General features: G+C 49.8%; 18 protein-coding genes. 2 read left to right on the plus strand and 16 right to left on the minus strand.

The genetic code is table 11. From position 1 onward, the window contains the following. Positions 1-3 precede the first annotated feature (3 nt). The 5 genes from astA to P2G85_RS13535 all read right to left on the minus strand — a co-directional run bounded on the left by astA (position 4) and on the right by P2G85_RS13535 (position 7660). Complete coding sequence (astA, locus tag P2G85_RS13515) at positions 4-1023, minus strand: arginine N-succinyltransferase (RefSeq protein WP_275864609.1); 1020 nt, start codon at positions 1021-1023, stop codon at positions 4-6. An 87-nt stretch (positions 1024-1110) separates the two neighbouring features. Further along, positions 1111-2322 (minus strand): aspartate aminotransferase family protein, encoded by a 1212-nt coding sequence (locus P2G85_RS13520; RefSeq protein ID WP_275864610.1) that lies wholly within the window; start codon positions 2320-2322, stop codon positions 1111-1113. 360 nt (positions 2323-2682) lie between these two features. Next, positions 2683-3270, minus strand: coding sequence for an aminodeoxychorismate/anthranilate synthase component II (locus P2G85_RS13525; protein ID WP_275864611.1), 588 nt, complete (start codon positions 3268-3270; stop codon positions 2683-2685). Between the two features lie 166 nt (positions 3271-3436). Continuing rightward, the gene (locus tag P2G85_RS13530) at positions 3437-6553 is read right to left on the minus strand and encodes an ExeM/NucH family extracellular endonuclease (protein ID WP_275864612.1); all 3117 of its coding nucleotides are present in this window, start codon (positions 6551-6553) and stop codon (positions 3437-3439) included. Positions 6554-6574: 21 nt separating this feature from the next. Further along, positions 6575-7660: a porin gene (locus tag P2G85_RS13535; protein ID WP_275864613.1), complete on the minus strand. Its 1086-nt coding sequence runs from the start codon at positions 7658-7660 to the stop codon at positions 6575-6577. A gap of 708 nt (positions 7661-8368) precedes the next feature. On the opposite strand from P2G85_RS13535, the gene P2G85_RS13540 reads away from it, so the two are divergent. Further along, positions 8369-8599 (plus strand): hypothetical protein, encoded by a 231-nt coding sequence (locus tag P2G85_RS13540; protein WP_275864614.1) that lies wholly within the window; start codon positions 8369-8371, stop codon positions 8597-8599. Positions 8600-8792: 193 nt separating this feature from the next. Here the strand turns inward: P2G85_RS13540 and trpS are convergent, their stop codons facing one another. The 7 genes from trpS to P2G85_RS13575 form a co-directional block, all read right to left on the minus strand. Then, complete coding sequence (trpS, locus tag P2G85_RS13545; protein WP_275864615.1) at positions 8793-9830, minus strand: tryptophan--tRNA ligase; 1038 nt, start codon at positions 9828-9830, stop codon at positions 8793-8795. Between the two features lie 115 nt (positions 9831-9945). After that, the gene (locus P2G85_RS13550) at positions 9946-10632 is read right to left on the minus strand and encodes a phosphoglycolate phosphatase (protein WP_275864616.1); all 687 of its coding nucleotides are present in this window, start codon (positions 10630-10632) and stop codon (positions 9946-9948) included. Between the two features lie 96 nt (positions 10633-10728). Then, the gene (rlmB, locus tag P2G85_RS13555) at positions 10729-11472 is read right to left on the minus strand and encodes a 23S rRNA (guanosine(2251)-2'-O)-methyltransferase RlmB (protein WP_275864617.1); all 744 of its coding nucleotides are present in this window, start codon (positions 11470-11472) and stop codon (positions 10729-10731) included. A gap of 31 nt (positions 11473-11503) precedes the next feature. After that, on the minus strand, positions 11504-13996 hold the full coding sequence (gene rnr, locus P2G85_RS13560; RefSeq protein WP_275864618.1) for a ribonuclease R: 2493 nt from the start codon (positions 13994-13996) through the stop codon (positions 11504-11506). 82 nt (positions 13997-14078) lie between these two features. Next, positions 14079-14507 carry a nitric oxide-sensing transcriptional repressor NsrR gene (gene nsrR, locus P2G85_RS13565; protein ID WP_275864619.1) on the minus strand — a complete coding sequence of 143 codons (429 nt, stop codon included), beginning with the start codon at positions 14505-14507 and terminating at the stop codon, positions 14079-14081. A gap of 203 nt (positions 14508-14710) precedes the next feature. Next, entirely contained in the window at positions 14711-15346 is a 636-nt protein-coding gene (locus P2G85_RS13570; protein WP_275864620.1) for a tetratricopeptide repeat protein, read from the minus strand. 227 nt (positions 15347-15573) lie between these two features. Further along, positions 15574-16890 (minus strand): adenylosuccinate synthase, encoded by a 1317-nt coding sequence (locus tag P2G85_RS13575; RefSeq protein ID WP_275864621.1) that lies wholly within the window; start codon positions 16888-16890, stop codon positions 15574-15576. Between the two features lie 179 nt (positions 16891-17069). Here P2G85_RS13575 and P2G85_RS13580 point away from each other — a divergent pair, with 179 nt between their 5' ends. Further along, positions 17070-17255: a DUF2065 domain-containing protein gene (locus P2G85_RS13580; RefSeq protein ID WP_275864622.1), complete on the plus strand. Its 186-nt coding sequence runs from the start codon at positions 17070-17072 to the stop codon at positions 17253-17255. A gap of 245 nt (positions 17256-17500) precedes the next feature. On the opposite strand, the gene hflC is transcribed toward P2G85_RS13580, so the two are convergent. Genes hflC through hfq form a run of 4 tightly spaced genes read right to left on the minus strand, consistent with a single transcriptional unit; the run spans position 17501 to position 21311 of the window. Then, positions 17501-18478, minus strand: a complete 978-nt coding sequence (gene hflC / locus P2G85_RS13585; protein ID WP_275864623.1) for a protease modulator HflC — start codon at positions 18476-18478, stop codon at positions 17501-17503. Positions 18479-18480: 2 nt separating this feature from the next. Then, positions 18481-19674, minus strand: a complete 1194-nt coding sequence (gene hflK, locus P2G85_RS13590) for an FtsH protease activity modulator HflK (RefSeq protein WP_275864624.1) — start codon at positions 19672-19674, stop codon at positions 18481-18483. Between the two features lie 45 nt (positions 19675-19719). Next, positions 19720-21009, minus strand: coding sequence for a ribosome rescue GTPase HflX (gene hflX / locus P2G85_RS13595; RefSeq protein ID WP_275864625.1), 1290 nt, complete (start codon positions 21007-21009; stop codon positions 19720-19722). A 38-nt stretch (positions 21010-21047) separates the two neighbouring features. Then, positions 21048-21311 (minus strand): RNA chaperone Hfq, encoded by a 264-nt coding sequence (gene hfq, locus P2G85_RS13600; protein ID WP_275864626.1) that lies wholly within the window; start codon positions 21309-21311, stop codon positions 21048-21050. Positions 21312-21371: the final 60 nt, after the last annotated feature.

The following is a 21371-nucleotide window of genomic DNA, read 5'->3' on the forward strand; positions in this document are numbered from 1 at the left end:
TCATCACTGCGGCAGAAGGCGGACAAAGTCGCCCTCCTCAACCAGAAGCGCATCGGCAACATCGGGCGCCAACACGACACTCTGGGTTTCAGCGTCATAGGCGGCCTTGGTTGCCGCTGCGCGGAAGTGGTCAAACGACGAGTTACACATTAAAAAGTCTTGTGTACTGTTATGCTCCGAGATTTTGACCTGGGCACGGAATGAATGGCGCACCGACTCGATATTACGCAAATCGCACTCCACCGTCGGCCCGCCGTCAAAGATGTCGACGTAGCCCCGGTTAGTAAAGCCTTCCCGCTCCAGCAGTTTCAAGGCAGGACGGGTGTTCTCATGCACCTTACCAATCACCGCCTGAGCTGCAGGGCTGAGTAAGTTGATATAAATCGGCAACTTCGGCATTAAATCGGCGATAAACCCTTTCTTGCCAATTCCTGTCAGATAATCAGCCAAAGTAAAGTCAATCGAGAAGAAATGTTCTTGCAGCCACTGCCAGAACGGCGAATTACCATCAGCATCTGACACCCCACGCATCTCAGCAAAAATGGTTTGCGAAAAACGCTCCGGATGCTCAGCCATCATCAGGAAACGGCATTTTGACATCAGGCGACCATTCAACCCGCCACGGAACTTCTCACGCAGGAACAGGGTACAAACCTCACTGCATCCGGTGTAGTTATTGCCAAATGTCAGCAGCTTGACCACATTGTTAACTCCTAGTTTTGGTGAAGAGTGAACAATCTTACTGATGTGATAGGAATAAAACGGCACATCCCAGCCAATTGATGCTTCAACCCCGGTGGTACCAGCGACTTCGCCAGTTTCAGAGTCAACACCGACCATCAGGTAGCCTTCATCACCGGGCTGACTAACGTCAGATTTGCCAAAACTGTATTCTGAGTGTTTGATTCGATTGGTTAACAGTTCTTCGTTAACCGGCAGAGAAGTAAAACCATGCCCTGATTCCACTGCGCAGGTGTGCAGCGCATCGTAATCAGACATAGAAATAGGGCGAACAACTAGCATCAATACTCCCTCCAGATGCAAGAAAATCCTAACAAATTGTAGGAACAGCCCCCATCAGCACTCCTTGACGGGGGACAGCTTAGACGATTAAACCAGGGTAGCGATCGCTTTATCCAGTTTCGCCAAGCCTTCTTCGATTTCTTGTTTGGTAATCACCAGTGATGGGGTGAAGCGGACGACATTGGCCCCCGCCACCAGTACCATTAAACCTTGTTTACCTGCGGCAACCAGCACGTCACGCGCACGCCCTTGCCACTCATCATTCAACGCCGCACCCAGCAATAACCCTTTACCACGAACTTCGGAGAAGATGTGGTACTTGGAATTGATCTTGGCTAAACCTTCACGGAACAGTGCTTCACGCTCTTTCACACCCTGCAGGGTTTCTGGCTTCGACACTTCTTCAACCACCGCTTCGGCGACTGCACACGCCAGAGGGTTACCACCATAAGTTGACCCATGGGTACCCACTTTCAGATGCTCGGCCAGCTTCGCAGTGGTCAGCATCGCCCCGATAGGAAAACCGCCGCCCAGTGACTTCGCTGTGCTGAGGATATCCGGGGTAACACCCAGCCCCTGGTAAGCATAGAAGTGGCCGGTACGACCGTTACCGGTCTGCACTTCATCAAAGATCAGCAGCGCGTTGTGCTTATCACACAGTTCACGCACCGCCTGAACGAACTCCGCTGTCGGTGGCACAATACCGCCTTCACCTTGCAGGGGCTCCATCATTACCGCACAGGTACGATCGGAAATTTGAGCCTGCAACGCTTCAACATCATTGTAAGGCAGGTGAGTGACATCACCCGGCTTAGGGCCGAAACCATCTGAGTAGGCCTCTTGGCCGCCAACCGTCACCGTGAAGAAGGTACGCCCGTGAAAGCCTTGCTGAAACGCGATGATTTCTGATTTCTCCGGGCCATAGACGTCTGCGGCATAGCGGCGAGCCAGTTTGAGCGCGGCTTCGTTAGCCTCCGCCCCGGAGTTGGCGAAGAACACCCGTTCCGCAAAACTGACTTCGGTGAGTTTCTTTGCCAAGCGCAACGCTGGCTCGTTGGTCATGACATTACTTAAATGCCAGAGTTTGTTGCCTTGCTCGACCAGAGCATTGACCATCGCCGGATGGCAATGACCGAGGCAGCTCACTGCAATACCACCAGCAAAATCGATGTACTCATTGCCACCTTGATCCCACACCCGCGAACCTTCACCTTTCACGGGGATCATTTCCATCGGGTTATAGCAAGGCACCATCACCTCATCGAATAAACTGCGCTCTACTTTCTTTTCCATAGTCATTGCATATTCCTTTCTGATACCGCATGCCTAGCAGATAAGCGAATTTAGCCGGCTAGCTGGCCAGCAAATAATGTTTTGCATTTACACTGATGCGGCATTGTATTTACATTTATTTAACCATTTCAATAGTGAATTATGCTTTTCAGTCGCCGGGTCCGCTACCGCTAATCACTATGTATGATTATTTATGCATTAACATGAGCCAATAGAGAAGCTTTTTTTTTAAAAAGCCAATAATAGCAAGCTTCCACCAGCTGCAATTTGGATATACGGCTAACAAAAACTATGTGGAACGCATAGTTTTGCATTCTGCTTATGAGTGGATAAAGATGAAGAAATTGTTAAGAAAGGTGATCAAGATCAATTCATGCGCCGGGCGAGAAAATTGGCCAGCAATTGATGACCTTGCTCAGTCTTGATCGATTCAGGATGAAACTGGACCGCGTCAATCGGCAGGGTTTTATGCTGGTAGCCCATGATTTCGTCCATCGTACCGTCCGGCAGTTCGGTCCAGGCAGTCAGCTCAAACACCTCTGGCAGGGTACCGTTCTTCACCACCAGAGAGTGATAACGGGTCACCGTGAGCGGATTGTTGAGGTTGTGAAACACACTGCGGCCATTGTGCCGGATCGGGGAGGTTTTACCGTGCATAACCTGCCTGGCACGCACCACCTGGCCGCCAAAAACCTGGGCGATCGCCTGATGACCAAGACACACCCCGAGTATCGGCAGCTTACCGGCAAAGTGTTCGATGGCCTGCAGCGAGATCCCCGCCTCATTGGGCGTACAGGGCCCGGGAGAGATAACCAGGTGGCTAGGGTTGAGCGCCTCAATACCCTGAATGTCGATTTCATCATTACGCACTACCCTCACCTCTGCGCCAAGCTCGCAGAAATATTGGTATAGGTTGTAAGTAAAAGAGTCATAGTTATCGATGATCAACAACATAAAGAGTCGCTTGCTCCCAGTCCGTGTGTGGCAATCTGCAGTTAACAATGCGCACGTTTGTCGCCATTGAAGGCGGTATTTTGCTATACCAGGCCAGAAAGGCAAGTGTTTGCGCAATAAAAAGGCCAGCATACGCTGGCCTTGAGTCTTTACACAGATAGGGCAATTATCGACAGCGACGGAACGCGCCAAGGCCCAACAGCGCTAGCAATGCGCCAAAGCCGAACGAACCACCACTACCGTCTTTTTCAGGGTAGACCGGTTTAACGTTACTCGAGTCACGCTTGACCAGGCTCACTTCCATTGTCTTGCTGCTCACCACTTCACCTTCTCCACGTTTCAGTGTCATGGTCAGCTTGTACTTGCCGACAGGCAGCTTCGCCGCATCAAACTTCACCAGCTGAGCACCGTCTTTACTCAGCGTCTCTTGTGAAAACGCTGGCGCTGTTGCCGGCTGCGGTGAGATAGACAGGCTGGCGATATCACCTTCCAGCGCGGTTTCCGGTAGTGCAAAACCGATGTCAGCACGGCCGCTCTTAGTCGCAATCGTCACCAGACCTTCACCCGCTTCGCCGTACTTGTAGCCCAGAGCAACCAGAGCTGAGTCGTGATCCGATGAACGGTATGGATCCTGTGCGTAGAATGGGTTTGGCTCATTTTCATCCCCACCCTTGTAACGGTTGTTGTAATCGTACAGAGTCGATTCCGGGGCGTTAATATGCCAGTCAACCGCATCCACCAGACGCTTCTCTAGCGATCCTGAAAGCAACAGGTGATCCAGAGAGCCGACTTCATCATTGTACGAGTAACTCCACGATGTTTCGCCCTCGGCAGTCATATGATCCACCGCATTGAGGTAGCCGTAGGTCTTGGTGATCACTTTGCCCTCAGGACCAAACTGTGGCTGCTTCCCAATAAAGGTATAGCCGGCGGCCTTGAGCTCTTTGCCGGTCGGGTTTGAGGTCAACACCAGCATCGGGTCTTCTTTGGCATACGAGTTCATATCACCGAGTACCACGCGGTCCCCGCCGATCTTCGCCAACTCTTCACCCAGGTGGTAGGCCGCAGCTACGCGGAAGTTTTCACATGAGCCCTGGAAGTCATTATCCACCGCTTTGGTGCCTTCAAAATCGTCCCAGCAGGTAGAGCCTTTTGATTTCAGGTGGTTAACCGCGACCGTCAAACGTTTACCAGTATTGAGAACCTGGAAAGTCGCCGCAACGGTATTGCGCTGGTAGTTATCACCACTTTCAAGCAGCTCACCTTTCTTGTCCAGTAGCGGTGTACCATTTTCATCCACGATCATCGGCGCGTGCTGCGCTGGCATCGGGATCACTTTACCGTTGATGACCGACACCTTGGATGGACGGTAAATGATACCGGTGGTGATCGCATCTGAGCCGACGGTGTCTTGATCATCTAAGATCGTATCACCGTTTTTGTCGAAGCCAACAAAGACATAACGGTTGTGGATCGAGTTCTGTTTGTTACGATCGCCATAATCTTCGTCGTAGTACTTGGCATTAATCGCCGCCAGTAGCTCATTGATCGCACTGAAGTCACCGAAACCGTTGTTTTCCACTTCCATCAAGCCAACGATGTCTGCATCCAGGCCGTAGATCGCTTCCACAATCTTCGCCTGCTGACGCTCAAACTCTTGCTGGGACTCTGCACCACGGTTGTCACCGAAGCTGTTATCCGAGCCACCGAAAGGAGAGTTGAAGTAGTTGAGTACGTTCTGCGTTGCCACCTTAATGCTGAATGAGTCTGTCGCCGGGTAGGCGTCGTTGGTCTCATTAATTTCTGGTGCTTTGGTCCGGTCGGTATTATGGGTAAAGGCGTTTTTATCCACGTTGTTGGTCGGGATCAGGCGGAACTCTTTATGTGAGTAGTGCAGTACCCCTTCCAGGCCGGTGACCGTATCATTGATGCGGATGTAGTTGTTCTTCGGATCCGCGAAGAAGTCCGGGTAGTAAGGGATCTGGCCATTTGGCGCTTTCGCATCGCTGTCGACGAAGATACGGAAGTCTTTGTTCTCAGCACTTTGTGCATAAGACTCGTCACTGCCGGCAACGTGATCCTGGTTTGGCTGTGGGTTCGGACGTTTATACGCCAGCACCATGTTGTTACGGTAGCTGCTGTAGTCAAAGCTGAACGAGCGCGAGACACGCATGTTTTGCTCGCCCTCTTCGGCGGCATCCATGTCTTTAACCAACTTCACCGGCATGCCTTCCAGGCGCTCTAGCGTCGAACGGAAGTTTTCATCATCGCTATCGATGCGCACTAGCTCCACAGGTGTAGGCGCTACTTGAGAAGTGTTTTCGACTTCCCAGATATTATTGGTTGGGATCAGTGTGGTCATGCCGTAATCTTCTTTGACTTTTGCCCGCACACACACTTGCTGGCCAATCATCGACTCGGCAACCTCACCACTGGTTTTAACAAAGATACCGTCTGAACTACGAACCTCACCGTCAGCATTGTCATCGTACAGGTAGAAACCTTTAACCAAACTCGTGCCAATTGCACTGACTGTACCACGCACTAAGTACTCATCTTCAGATTCATATTGCCCTTCGGCAATCAGCGGCGAAGAGTAGCCCGTACCCTGAACCTCACCAATGTATTTGGTTGAAAGGCCTTCCGCGTCGGTACAAGGAGTGGTGCTAAGTGGCGGCTCTTCAAATGTTGGTTTACCCAAATCGTCGTAGGTATCCACCGGATGCTCAACCCAGCCTTTGCTATTGAACTCAGCAGAAGGCGTTAACGTATCATTGGTACGGCGGTAAGTAACATTAGCTCCCCAGTTATCACTGTTTTTGCCAATAATGTCATGGATGTCGTCGGCATCGGCGCTTTTCGCAATCCAAACCGCTTCACCACCGTTAAAGTTCAATGCATTGTATTTTACTTGACTGAAGCTGCCCGCGATGATCGGGGTGATGCCATTGTCGCTGATCGCACTCTGTAAACTGTCAGTAGCGTCAGAGTTGATGATCACGATTGAACCATTGGCCGGTACGGTCACACCATCTAGCACTGGCGTACTGCCATCAGGCAGCACCACTTTGTTCTTGTAGCTGCTAAAGTACAGTGCGTAATCACCGTTGAACGTGAAGTCAGTGATACCGGTGTTAGTGATTTCAATCGCGCTGTTAGTAGCGTAATTGCTTACGCCGCCTTCAACATACTCAGAAATAATAATGTTATTGATGTCTGCCAGTGCCGCGCCGCTTAGTACACTACTAATCGCACCCGCGAGCAGGGTCATTTTTTTGTTCATGGAAAATCTCTCTCTTGTGGATTAGAAGTACACACGTGCGTAAGCGTAAGCATCTTGTGCTGCGTCACCGGCGTTCATTTCAAGTGCGATAATGCTTGAGCTGGTCGGCTTGTAGTTCACGCCCAAAGTACCCCATGTGCGGTTGGTGCCCCAGCTGTGTTGCTTGGTGTCCCACACCTCGCTCTGAGGATCCCACTTTTCGTACTCTTCGTAGTTGTATGAACCCACTAATTCCCACTGCTTAGACAAGATGTACTTGGCCGACACCAAAGCGCCCTGGTTTTCCTGGGTTTGGTAATCATTACAAATCACAATGTCTTTGTCGGAGGCAGGGTTGTTTTCGGCGCTGGTTTTTACTGTGCAAGAGCCGATGTCTTCCTCTTCATAGAAAGCATTCAAACCCAAGTGGATAGTGTCATTAACCGCATAACGCATACCAAAACCGATCAGGCGTTGTTCACCATATTTCGAATCACCATCGGAGCCGCCGCGACCTTCCAGGCCGATCACCGCTGACAGGCTGTCGCCAAAGTAACCGATATAGCCGTTAACGATATCGCCCAGCTCCGCGCCAGAAGAGGATTTACCGCCATAGGTGTACGAAGTGCCGGCTTTAATCACATCCAGGAAACGACCTTCGTATTTCACCGTCATATCCTGGTCACCGGCTTCACCGGTTTCAACCGTGGTATCAAACGTGTAATCGCCCCACTTATCGTAATCATCAAATGCGGTATCTGTCAGGCCAACCTCAATATAGTGGTTGTCTAATACGTCATAGCCGACAAACAATTTATCGATGCTCAGAATCAAATCACCGGAACCGCCTTTCCAGTTCTCACGCTCGTAATCCAGCTCCAAACGGTAGTGCATCTTATCGCGCTTACCTTTGATGCCCATGGTGGCAAATGAGTCATCAATATAGCTTTTTTCATCGGTATAAAATTCACCGTAGTCGTAATTTGCCCCGATATGTCCACCGACACCCACTTCACCATACAGCTTGAGAAAATCTCCGTTTTCATCTTCGTATATGGCCGCGGCATTGGCTGCTGTCGCCATAAATAACGAAGCCATCGCTATAGCCACTGCATTTCTTTTAAGCATTGCCTATTTCCTTATCTGTTATATTTTAAATAGAATGTGATTCTATATGTTGAACAGAGCCCGAGCGTTTATTTCACCAATCGCGAGTGAGTGTTTAACCGGTAAATTTTGAGCGCAAAAAGCCACATGACCCTACCGATAGTGATATTGGTCACAGTTCAACTTGATTCATTTCTTAGCCTGATAAATGTCTCTTTTTAATGCAAAAAAGAAAAGTGCCTAGCATGTTAAGTGAGAAATGTTTCACATTTATGAGGTGATTATTATGATCGGATTTATACATTCAACAAATATCATTATTAACACAAATAACAATTGTGCGTTTATTTAGAAACTAGAGCCATTACTCAGTTTTCTATCAGTAAATATGATATTTGAGACACAAGTTTATTTAACCGAGTATGTGATGATGTATTTTACTGGCCAGCAAGCCTTCATTAACACTATTGATATTTTATTACCTTCAGCCTCGTCACCTTATTTGATCACGAATTTTAAAACGCTGGTGATATAACTCACAGCAAATAGTGACTCATTATCAAGTCCCGTTACGGCAAATAGTTTCCCCCACTTCGGCCAGCATTCTTTACAACCCAAAATGCAACCATTTACATAATCAATCAAGTGTGCTCTTATTCATTTCCAACAACAATTCAATCAGAGAACATAGCTCATCGGTTTCTCTTGCGGTAAAAAACAGGAATCATCATGAAACCCACTCCCCTCTTCGCCTTATCCGCTCTATTAATGAGCGGTTGCCAATTAACCTCAAGCCAGCCAATCGAACCGTACGCGACCGAACAACACTACGTCAAAACCGCTCAAACTGAACTCAATAAGTATGAAGAACTTGAAGTCAGTGAGGATGGGTTAATTACTTTCACTGCCGGCTGCCTGGGCCAGGTTATTACTGGGAAACGGCCAAAATCAAAGAGCTGAGTTATGCCATATCTTGTGTCGAACTGACTGACTATGTCGCTCATGGCTTGGTGGTGAAGTCGGTATTTTTGGGCCAGCGAGGACGCGTAGAGTACTACGATATGCAGCGCTGCAAGAAAGACACCCCTTTCCAATAGGTATAAAAAAGCGCCACCAATGGTGACGCTTTTCAGAATTTTAATTTTAAGTTTGATTAGGGACGACCAACAAAACCCACAGCATGGTAAGCTTTCTTCAGGGTTTCTGCTGCCCGTGCCGAGGCTTTTTCCGCCCCTTCACGCATCACCGCATCCATGTACGCGCGATCGGCACGGATACGGTGGAACTCAGACTGAATCGGCTCAAGCATCGCCACCAGCGCTTCACCAACGTCCTTCTTGAATGGACCGTACATTTCCATCCCTTGGTACTTCGCCTCGATTTCTTCAAAGTTCATACCGGTTGCCGCCGAGTATAGCCCCATCAGGTTGGAGATTCCGGCCTTGTTGTCCCAATCATGAGCGATACGCGGTGGTGTTTCGGTGTCCGTCTGGGCTTTATTGATCTTCTTGATGATCGACTTAGGCTCTTCCAGCAAGGTGATCACGTTCTTACGGTTATCATCCGATTTCGACATCTTCTTGGTCGCATCCTGCAAGCTCATCACACGGGCGTTAACCGTCGGAATGTACGGCTCTGGAACGGTGAAAATTGGCTGCTCTGGCGAGTAGATATTATTGAAACGCGTGGCGATATCACGTGCCAGCTCCAGGTGCTGCTTTTGATCGCTGCCCACTGGTACCTGGTGTGCACCGTAAAGCAGAATATCAGCCGCCATTAGCACCGGGTAATCGAACAGGCCTACGTTGACGTCACCAAACTGGCTGGAACTGTCGTTCGAGTAACGGGCAGACTTATCTTTAAACTGAGTCATCCGGCTCAGCTCACCCATCTGGGTATAACAGTTAAGAAGCCAACCAAGCTGAGCATGCTCTGGTACATGTGACTGAACAAATAGCGTGCTCTTTTTCGGATCAACACCAACTGCCAGACAAATTGCCAGTGCGTCAAGTGTCGCTTCATGCAGCGCTTTAGGATCCTGACGAACCGTAATTGCATGAAGGTCAACCACACAGTATTGGCAATCATAATCGTCTTGCATCTGCTGCCATTGACGTAGAGCACCCAAGTAGTTGCCGATACTTAGTTCACCTGACGGTTGAACACCACTCAATACGATGGGTTTGCTCATTAGAATGATTCCTTTGACTTCTTAATCTAAATAAATGAAAAACCGCGCAGCTGTTTTGTGCACGGTTTGCTCAGTGTACTCATTAGTGAATATTTTGGAAGATCTTTTGTTGCCACTAGGCCGAAACCGCGACCACACCGACCAAATCAGCGATACTGTCAGCGACAAAATCCGGCGCAGACGCCGCGATCGGCTCGCCGTGATTGTAACCATACGTCAGGCCAAACGAACGGCACCCCGCATTTTTCGCCGCCAGAATGTCGTTTTTCGAGTCCCCGACCATCAACAGCTCACCCGCCTTGACACCATGTTTGTCCATCAACCAGTTCAAGGCCACCGGATTGGGCTTTTTCTCTGCAAATGCGTCCCCGCCCAGTACGTCAACAAAGTAATGTTCAATCCCATGTTGTTTGAGGATTTCCGGCACAAACTTTGACGGTTTATTGGTAACCAGAGCCATGGTAAACCCGCCTTGCTGCAGCTCAGCCAGCGTCTCTTTGACCGCCGGGTAAAGGTGGCTGCGCTGGTGCCCACCTTGTTGATAGTACTGATCAAACAGCGCGCGTGCCTCACCACGCAGCGTGTCACTCAATTCGGGATCAATCGTCATATCCTGGCTCAAAGCCCGACCTATCAAAACGTCGGCACCATTGCCGACATAATCCCGGACTTGTGTTTCACTAACCGGCGCGAAGCCCAGTGCCTGTACCGCCAGATCAGCGGCTACCGCCAGATCCGGCACACTATCTAACAGCGTGCCGTCAAGATCAAATGCAATCAACTTAATGTCTTGTTGAGTCATAACGTCCCTAACTGACACAGGATGGTTGCCCATCCTGTGTATTTATTGAATGAGGCCAAAACCTGATCTATCGGGCCGACCAGGCTGATACTACCGTTACTTTGCCGCCAAACGCTGACGAACCGCTTCAAACAGGCAAATCCCGGAAGCGACCGATACGTTCAGGCTTGAGACGCTACCAGCCATCGGGATCTTGATCAGGTCATCACAAGTTTCACGGGTCAGGCGGCGCATACCATCCCCTTCCGCGCCCATAACAACCGCTAACGGGCCAGTAAGCTTAGCCTGGTAGATATCATGGGTCGCTTCACCAGCGGTGCCGACAAACCAGATCCCCTGCTCCTGCAGCGTGCGCATAGTACGGGCCAGGTTGGTCACGCGTACTAGTGGAACCGTTTCAGCGGCCCCACAGGCGACTTTGCTTACCGTGGCATTCATCGGTGCTGATTTATCTTTCGGTACGATCACTGCTGCAACCCCGGCGGCATCGGCATTGCGTAAGCACGCCCCCAAGTTGTGTGGGTCGGTCACACCATCCAGTACCAACAGTAACGGCGCGTCATGCTGAGCTAAGATGGCGTCCAGATCATTTTCATTCAACTGTTTCGCTGGCTTAACCCGGGCAATGATCCCCTGATGGTTAGCCCCGCAAGCCTTGTCATCCAAAGTCTTGCGAGCCATTTGCTGGATCGACACACCGATCATCTGCAACTCGTTCAGGATTGGCATCAAACGATCGTCTTGGCGACCTTTCAGTACGTAGGCTTCAATAAAGCGCTCGGGTTCACGCTCCAAGACAGCTTTCACTGCGTGAATGCCGTAAATAAATTCGTTACTCATGATTTAACCTGTTGTGTTGTTCACTCATAGCTCAAGCATCAGTTTTCTTGCTGCGCTTGGTCTTCTTCGGTTTGCTATGAGGCTTTTTCTTACGTGCTTTTTTCACTTTCGGCTTTTTGCTCGCCGCAGAGTCACCACGCGGAACGTCGCCGCCCTGGCGTTGAGACTCACCTGCCGGCTCCGGACGTTTGGCCGGCTCAATCACCGGCATCGCGCGCGAACCGCCTTTGCTCGCGGCACGCTTTTTCTCTTTGGCTTTCGCTTTAGCTTCCGCCGCACGCTTCTTGGCCGTTTTGCCTTTGCCGCGTAGCTTACGACTTGTTTCGATCAATTCAAAGTCAATTTGTTTATCATCCAGGTTCACCGCCAGCACTTTGACTTTTACCGCATCACCCAGACGATAGATATTCCCGAAGCTTTCACCGATAAGGCGTTGACCGATCGGATCAAATTGGTAGTAATCATTGGCCAGGGTGGAAATATGCACCAGTCCGTCAATATGCAGCTCGGTCAGGCGAACAAAGAAGCCAAACCCGGTGACATTAGCAATCACGCCATCAAGTTCCGCCCCGACATGATCCTGCATATATTCACACTTCAGCCAGTCGGCCACTTCACGGGTCGCATCATCCGCGCGGCGCTCAGTCATCGAACACTGCTCACCATAAAAATCCATGTCATCAAATGAGTAATGGTAGCCGCCGGTCGGCGTCCAGCGATCTTGGTTGCGCCCCTGCTCTTTGGCAATCAGGTACTTGAGCGCCCGGTGAAGGAGCAAATCCGGATAACGGCGGATTGGCGAGGTAAAGTGAGCATAGCGCTTGAGCGCCAGACCAAAGTGGCCGGCGTTATCGGCACTGTAAACCGCCTGCTTCATTGAACGCAGCAACATGGTCTGGATCAGCTCCTGATCCGGGCGTCCCATGATCTGGCGGGCCAAATCGGCGTAGTCGGTCGGTGATGGCTCCAGGCCCCCCTTCAGATCAAGGCCAAGCTCACCGAGGAAATCACGGAAGCCCTGTAAGCGCAGCTCACCCGGCGATTCATGAATGCGGTACAACGCCGGCTCTTTGGCTTTTTCCACCAGCGAGGCCGAAGCAATATTAGCCAGGATCATACACTCTTCGATGATCTTGTGTGCATCATTACGTTCTACTGGCTCAATGCTTTCAATCTTGCGTTCGGCGTTGAAAATAAACTTGGTTTCTACGGTTTCAAATTCAATTGCCCCGCGATGGTCACGCGCCTGTTTCAGCACTTTATACATCTTATGCAGTTCTTCGAGATGCCCGACCAGCTTCTGGTAGCGCGTCCGCAGTTCCTCATCACCGTCGAGGATCGCACTGACTTTGTTGTACGTCAGGCGCGCGTGGGAGTTCATGACCGCTTCATAGTGCTTATAACCGGATAATTTCCCGCTTTCCGAAATGGTCATTTCACATACCATACATAAGCGATCCACTTGCGGGTTAAGAGAGCACAGGCCGTTCGACAGCACCTCTGGCAACATCGGTACCACCTGAGAAGGGAAATAGACCGAGTTTCCGCGGACAATCGCTTCCTTATCCAGCGCAGAGTCTGGGCGTACGTAATAGCTGACATCAGCAATCGCCACCCATAAACGCCAGCCGCCGCCCGGCTGCTTCTCACAATAGACCGCATCATCAAAGTCACGCGCATCTTCACCATCAATAGTGACCAATGGCAACTCACGCAGGTCGACCCGGCCGGCCTTCGCCTCTTCCGGTACTTCCTCGCCGAGATGGGCGATCTGCTGCTCAACGGTTTCTGGCCATTCGTGCGGGATCTGGTGGGTGCGAATGGCGATCTGGGTTTCCATACCCGGGGCCATATTTTCCCCAAGCACTTCGGTCACCTGTCCCATCATACCGCGCGAGCGTGAACCGCGGTCGGTGATGTCGATCACCACCACGTTGCCCATGCGGGCACCGGCTTTGTGTTCGTTCGGGATCAGAATATCCTGACTGATGCGTGAATCATCCGGCACCACGTAAGAATAGCCATACTCAAAGAAGAAGCGGCCAACAATTTGGCTATTGCGCTCTTCCAGTATCCGCACCAAGCGTCCTTCACGCCGGCCACGTTTGCTGTTATCGGTAGGTTGAACCAGGACATAATCGCCATGGATCAGAGTGCGCATCTGGTGATGAGGCAGCAAAATATCATCATCCTTGCCTACACTGCCGTCGGGACGTACCCAGCCATGGCCGTCTTTGTGGCCAATCACATACCCTTTAACCATCTCCAGTTTGTCTGGCAGTGCATAACACTGACGGCGGGTAAACACCAGCTGCCCGTCGCGTTCCATCGCCCGTAAACGGCGACGTAAACCTTCATACTGATCCTCGCCATCCAGCTTCAAGGCTTCAAAGATATCGTTGCGATTCATTGGTACGCCGGCTTGCTCAAGAAACTCTAAAATGTATTCTCGGCTCGGGATGGGATTTTCGTAATTTTTCGATTCTCGTTCAGCGAAAGGGTCGTTTGGCATATTGTCTGACATAGGCACGCCTGTCTAGCAAGGAAGGTATAGGGCTAGTATATCTGAGTCTCTTAATAAGCTACAGAAATGCTTTGAAAAAGAATTACGCCAGACGCGTAAGCAGGATCAGCAATTCATGATTGTCACTGAGTAAATCTGCAATCGTGCAACTGTCTAATTCGGCCAGAAACGCCTGTTTTGCCGCGGCCAGTTTCTCTTTTAGACGACAGGCGGGGGTGATGTGACAAAAGTCGACAGCACAATTGACCAACTCCAGAGGTTCCAAATCACGCACCACGCTACCAACGCTGATCGTATCAGGAGATTGCATTAAGCGGATCCCGCCATTTTTACCACGCACCGTGTGCACATAGCCCAACTGGCCGAGGCGGTTGATGACTTTTACCATGTGATTACGCGAAACCCCGAATAACGCCGTCACCTCAGTGATGCTGGTCAGCTCTTCTTTCGGCAGTGAAGCCAAGAAAATCAAGGTTCTCAATCCGTAATCGGTAAAACTGGTCAACTGCATGTCACTATCCTCTCTGAGAGCAAGAGCGTAAAACTTTTCTGAATAAAAATACATATCCAAATGCATGTTTCAGTCATACCTGGCGGGACAGCAAGTATTCCGAACGTCGCTTCGATAGCTAATGATGTGCTTATTGGGAATACACCAAAGCCCACAAAAAGTGGGCTTTGGTGGATGAAGTTACTCGTTTTCCGTCGCAGCAGTTACCAGAAGGTATCACGCCGCTTGGCACGGGCAATGATATTTTGCGGCATGCGCAGCTCTAAGCCCTGGCGTAAAATCGCTATCCGCTTGTGCTGGCGCTGATCAGCCGTGACCGAATTATACAACCAGCGGTAGGCGTCTTCGTAATCTAATGGGCTGCCGTAATCACGCAGCAGTAACTCAGCAAGGTGAATACGCGCATTGAGGTTACCCATTGAGGCGGCTTCTCGCAGGTATGGGATCGCACGCTCTTTATCTTGCTGCACTAAGGTCCCCCGCGAATAATAGCGGCCAATCTGCTCAAGCGCTGCTGGCAGGCCTTGATGCGCGGCATTTTCCATATAATAGAGCCCCAGTTCCACATCCTGCTCGACACAGACCCCCCATGCAAGCATATCGCCATAAAGAAACTCGTAAGCGGGCAAGTTGATCCGAGTCGCACGAGCAACGATATCCTCTACCAGCTGGCAGTTATCAGCGCGCACACGTTGTAAGTGCTTATTCTGTTCAATAAGCTTTATCAGTTCTGCTTCGGTGTAGATAGGAACTGGCGCCCCCACATCAGCGACATTCGCCTGCGCTGTTGTAGTGGCTAACATCAGTAACAGTGAAGCAGTCACTGTTCGTAACTTCATAAACGTACTCTTTAAGGTATCTGAGAAACCAAAGATCGCTCAAGGATCTCCTCTGCTTGATAAACTTATCGGCAAACAACAGCTAAGCTTTAGACAATTTTTGCCTCTGGGGTAAGCTTAACGGCAACAACTTGCCATAGCGAGTCCATTTTTGCCGGCCTGTCCAACTGACAGGTACAAAAAAGCCGACCCTAAGGTCGGCTTTTACAATCTCTAACGCGTACCAATTAAGCTTCGAATGGGTGAACCTTAATGATGGTTTCGTTACGGTCAGGACCAGTTGAGATGATGTCGACTGGTACGCCGGTCAGCTCTTCAATACGTTTAATGTAGTTTAGAGCAGCTTGCGGCAGGTCTTCTAGTGACTTGGCACCAAATGTATTTTCAGACCAGCCTGGCATGGTTTCGTAGATAGGCGTAGCTTTTTCGAATGCTTCAGCCGCCATTGGCGAAACTTCCAGTACAGAGCCATCTTCCATCTTGTAACCAGTACAGATTTTCAGCTCTTTAAGGCCATCTAGAACGTCCAGTTTAGTCAGACAGAAACCAGATACAGAGTTGATTTGGATGGCACGACGCATCGCAACCGCATCAAACCAACCGGTACGACGTAGACGGCCAGTTGTTGCGCCGAACTCGTGACCAACTTCACCCAGGTGCTTACCAACTGGATCTTGCTTGTCCAGACCGTCGTACAGCTCTGTCGGGAATGGGCCTGCACCAACGCGAGTACAGTAAGCTTTGGCAATACCCAGGATGTAACCGATGTGACGAGGCCCGAAACCAGAACCTGCTGCCACACCACCAGCTGTGGTGTTAGAAGAAGTTACGTACGGGTAAGTACCGTGGTCGATATCAAGTAGAGTACCTTGCGCACCTTCGAACATGATCTTGTCGCCGCGCTTGCGTGCTGCGTCTAGTTCGTCAGTAACGTCGATAACCATTGAAGTCAGTAGCTCAGCGTAGCCTTTAGCTTGCTCAAGGACTTCTTCGTAGCTTACTGGCTCAGCTTTGTAGAAGTTAACTAGTTGGAAGTTATGGAACTCCATGACTTCTTTTAGCTTCTCGGCGAACGCTTCCATATCGAATAGGTCACCAACGCGCAGACCGCGACGAGCAACTTTATCTTCGTATGCAGGACCGATACCACGGCCAGTTGTACCGATAGCTTTTTTACCGCGAGCGATTTCGCGAGCTTGGTCCATTGCCACGTGGTAAGGAAGAATTAGCGGACATGCTTCAGAAATGAAAAGACGCTCGCGTACTGGAATACCGCGCTCTTCAAGAGGTTTCATTTCTTTAAGTAGAGCTTCAGGCGATAGTACTACACCGTTACCGATAACACATTTTACGTTATCGCGAAGGATACCTGATGGAATTAAGTGAAGAACGGTTTTTTCACCGTCAATTACAAGAGTGTGACCTGCATTGTGACCGCCTTGGTAGCGTACCACGTATTTTGCATCTTCAGTCAAAAGGTCAACGATTTTACCTTTACCTTCGTCACCCCACTGGGTGCCTAGAACGACTACGTTATTTCCCATCTTTCCAAGTCTGATTGCTAGTTAAAAATGGATTCTAGCACCGAATCGCGTTTCTTGCAGTCATTTTTTAGTCACAGAAACGATCTGGAAAGATGATTTCAACAATCGTCGCCATTTCTATCTCGTCATATCGCTGATAATATTTAACTTTCTAAACTGGACTGAGATTAGGAATAACGATGTCAAATTCGATATGGTTGGCGATCGGCCTGGTGTTAATTGTGGAAGGCATCGGCCCACTGGTGGCTCCCAATGGCTGGCGCAAGATGGTGGCGCAATTAAGTCAACAACCCAACAACGATCTCAGGCGAATTGGTGGCTGCCTAGTGGTGGCGGGCAGCGTGATCGTCCTGATGGTGAGTTAAGACCAATCTACCTAAGTGTCTGATCATGATTGCCGGTTAAAATCACTGATAACTGTGCTGCAGGTTTGGTCATGAGAATAACTGATTAACCGAAATCTACGCCTTGTTCTAAGCGATTTTTCCTGCGCAATTATCTGAACACCGACTTATCCAGATGGGTAGAACAGCCACGTAACCGATCAAAAAAAAGATAAAAAAGGCTCCGAATGGAGCCTTTTTGACGAATTATGCACCATAACCTGACGCTATTCTGCTTGCGCACCTTGCGAGTTGTTCATGTACTGGAAGAAGTCACTCTTCGGATCCAGAACCAAGATATCACTCTTCGAACTGAATGATTTCTCATACGCCTTAAGTGAACGCAAGAAGCTGAAGAACTCAGAATCTTTGTTGTAAGCGTCTGAGTAAATCTTCGCGGCTGTTGCATCTGCGTCACCACGTGTTACACGTGCTGTTTTATCTGCTTCCGCTAGCACAGTCGCCACTTCAAGCTCAGCTTGCGCACGAATCACCTCGGCTTTCTCTCGGCCTTGTGAACGGTGCTTACGGGCCACCGACTCACGCTCAGCACGCATACGGCGGTAGATCGATTCACTGATTTCGTCCGGTAGGTTGATCTTCTTCATCCGGAAATCAACGATTTCCACGCCTAAGTCAGCCATCGCGCTATCGCGAGTACCTGTCAGAACGTTTTCCATGATCTTATCGCGTTCGCCATCAATCTCTAACGCTTCTTTCGCCGCTTCAGTGGTAACTTCTTCGCTATCAGCACTGTCTGGCAACACATCTTTATTACGTGGACCAGAAACGATTTGCTTGATTTCACGAGCACCGATTTCTGAACGAAGCACATCCGTTACTTTACGCTCTAATAGTGCTTCCGCTGTTAAGCTATTGCCCCCACCGGTTGTTAGGTAGAAGCGACCAAAATCAGCAATACGCCATTTCACGTATGTATCGATGATCACATCTTTTTTCTCAGACGTTACGAAACGGTCAGAACGGCCATCCATGGTCTGGATACGTGCATCTAGCGTTTTCACACGGTCAAAGAGAGGCATCTTGAAGTGAAGTCCAGGCTCATAGATCTTCGATACACCGTTGTCATCAAGGACACGACCAAATCGGATCACTAGGCCTCGCTCGCCTTCTTGAATAACAAACAGAGACATCAGCATCGTCGCCAACGCGATCACTAGTACAGGGATCATTAACTTACGCATTCTTAGTATCTCCCTTGACGTGAACCAGTTGAACGAGATTGTGGGTCTGAAGTTGTATCAGTCTGCTGAGACTCAAGCTCAATTTGATCGTAAGCTGAAGAGGACTTCGTCTTACGTTTCGTTTGATTTTGGCCTTCACCAGCAAGCTTATCGATCGGCAAGTACAGTAGGTTGCCACTTGATTCTGAATCAATCAGAACTTTCGATGTGCTTGAGTACACTTCTTCCATCGTATCTAGGTATAGACGGTTACGTGTGACTTCTGGAGCTGCTTGGTATTCAGGAAGCAGTTTTTCAAACTGAGCGACCTGACCTAACGCTTCGTTAACGGTGCGCTCAGAGTAACCCAATGCTTCTTTCTTCAGACGTTCAGCACGACCTGTCGCTTTCGGAAGAATGTCGTTACGGTAAGCTTCCGCTTCACGTTCGAAACGCTCCTCATCCTCACGCGCCGCAATCGCGTCATCAAACGCATCTTTTACCTGCTCAGGCGGACGTGCAGACTGGAAGTTCACATCCACAATCATCAGGCCCATATCATAGCTGTCGATGATCTGGTTCAGTGTCTCTTGCGTGCTCTGGCGGATTTGTTGACGGCCACTGGTCAGAATGCTGTCCATCAATGAATCACCCACGACAGCACGCAACGCTGAATCAGTCGCCTGACGTAAGCTGTCGTCAGCATTGGTTACGCGGAACAGGTACTTGTATGGGTCTGCCACACGGTACTGTACGTCCATCGCGACGGTTACTACGTTTTCATCTTTAGTCAGCATCAGACCCGATGAACGTAGCGATTGAATCGCCTGCACGTTCACCGCTTTATATTCATCAATAAAACGAGGACGCCAGTTCAGGCCAGGGGCAACAATACGGTCATATTTACCCAGACGCAGGACGACACCACGCTCCGCTTCGCCGATAGTGTAAAAGCCGGCAAAGACCCATACCGCAATCGCAATGAGAGCAATGACACCAAAGCCAATTGCACCACCGCCGCCGATAGGGGAACCACCGCCGCCTTTTTTACCAAACTTGCCACCCAGCTTTTGACTCAGTTTACTGAACACTTCATCTAAATCCGGCGGACCTTGATCTCGGCCACCAGGACGCTGGCCACCACGATTATTATTACCCCAAGGGTCATTATCGCGGCCATTATTGCCGTTGTTATTTCCAGGCTCATTCCACGCCATTAGAAAGCTCCATCATTAAATATGACGTTATACTGTAGCAGTCCTTTAAGTGACTATAAAGTCAGTCAAAACTGCCCCTTCTCTTTTTTCAAGTCTAGACCAATCTACTTGCTGCATTCGAATATCGATCAACAAGTTACCATCCTGGTCATATTCCTCGCGTTGAATACATTTCATTTGAAAAAACGTACTACGGAATCGACCCTGATACTGTGGAGGAATTCGCAACTGCAGCTCTACCATTTGTGACGCTAAACGCTCGGTCAGCGCCTCAAACAGCAGCTCAATGCCCACCCCTTCCATCGCAGAAACCCAAACCGCGCGGGGAACGCCTTCCTCATCACGCTCAATGCGGGGTTTCTGCTCATCTAGATTGTCGATCTTGTTCATGACCACCAAAGTCGGCACTTCATGCGCATCGATCTCTTCTAGAACATCATAGACAGCTTGAATATTCTCACGAAAACGCTCATCACTGGCATCTACAACATGTAACAAAATGTCAGCTTCTTGTGTTTCCTGCAAGGTTGCCTTAAAAGCGGCCACCAAATCGTGAGGCAAATGCCGGATAAATCCGACCGTATCGGCCAAGATAGCCGGGCCAACGTCTGCTAGTTCTATTTTACGTAATGTAGGGTCAAGAGTAGCAAACAACTGATCCGCCGCATACACACCGGCTTCGGTGATACGGTTGAACAGCGTCGATTTTCCCGCATTGGTGTAACCAACCAGCGAAATTGTTGGAATTTCAGCTCGGCTGCGGGCTCGGCGGCCTTGCTCACGCTGTTTCGCCACTTTGTCTAAGCGGCGCAAGATAGCTTTGATTCGATCACGCAACAGACGTCGGTCAGTCTCCAGCTGGGTTTCCCCCGGGCCGCGTAAACCGATCCCGCCTTTTTGCCTTTCCAGGTGCGTCCAACCACGAATCAGTCGAGTCGAAAGATGGCGAAGCTGAGCCAGCTCAACCTGTAGCTTACCTTCGTGAGTTCGTGCTCGCTGAGCAAAGATATCCAGAATAAGACCAGTGCGGTCGAGAACCCGACATTTGCACAGCTGTTCGAGGTTACGTTCTTGGGCAGGAGAGAGGGCGTGATTAAAAATCACAATCTCAGCTTCGGACAATTGCACTGCCTGAGCAATTTCTTGAGCCTTACCCTCTCCGACATAGTATTTCGGGTGCGGGGATTGACGACTGCCAGTAACGACTTGCAGCGCCTCAACCCCGGCGGAAGAGACCAGCATCTGAAATTCAGCCAGATCTTCCCATTCACCTTCTTGCGTGAAGTTGATATGAACAAGTACGGCTCGCTCACCGGCTTCATAACGGTCAAACAAGCAATCAACTCCTTATGGTATGAAAACCCAATGAAGACTTAATCTTCAGACTTCTCTTGTGGACGCTCAGATTGAGCTCGTTCACCGCTGTGGTGGCTAACAGGACGCGCAGGCACAACGGTCGAAATTGCGTGCTTGTAAACCATTTGGTTTACGGTGTTTTTCAGCAAGATCACAAACTGATCGAATGACTCGATCTGGCCTTGTAGCTTAATGCCGTTCACAAGGTAGATAGAAACAGGGATGCGCTCACGGCGCAGTGCGTTTAGAAATGGGTCTTGTAGAGATTGCCCCTTAGCCATTTTATTTTCCTTATTTAATTTGTAGTTGTAGTTATTTAGCTAGTGGTGCAATGCAAAAGG

The organism is Vibrio sp. CAU 1672, assembly GCF_029223195.1.
Classification (GTDB): domain Bacteria; phylum Pseudomonadota; class Gammaproteobacteria; order Enterobacterales; family Vibrionaceae; genus Vibrio.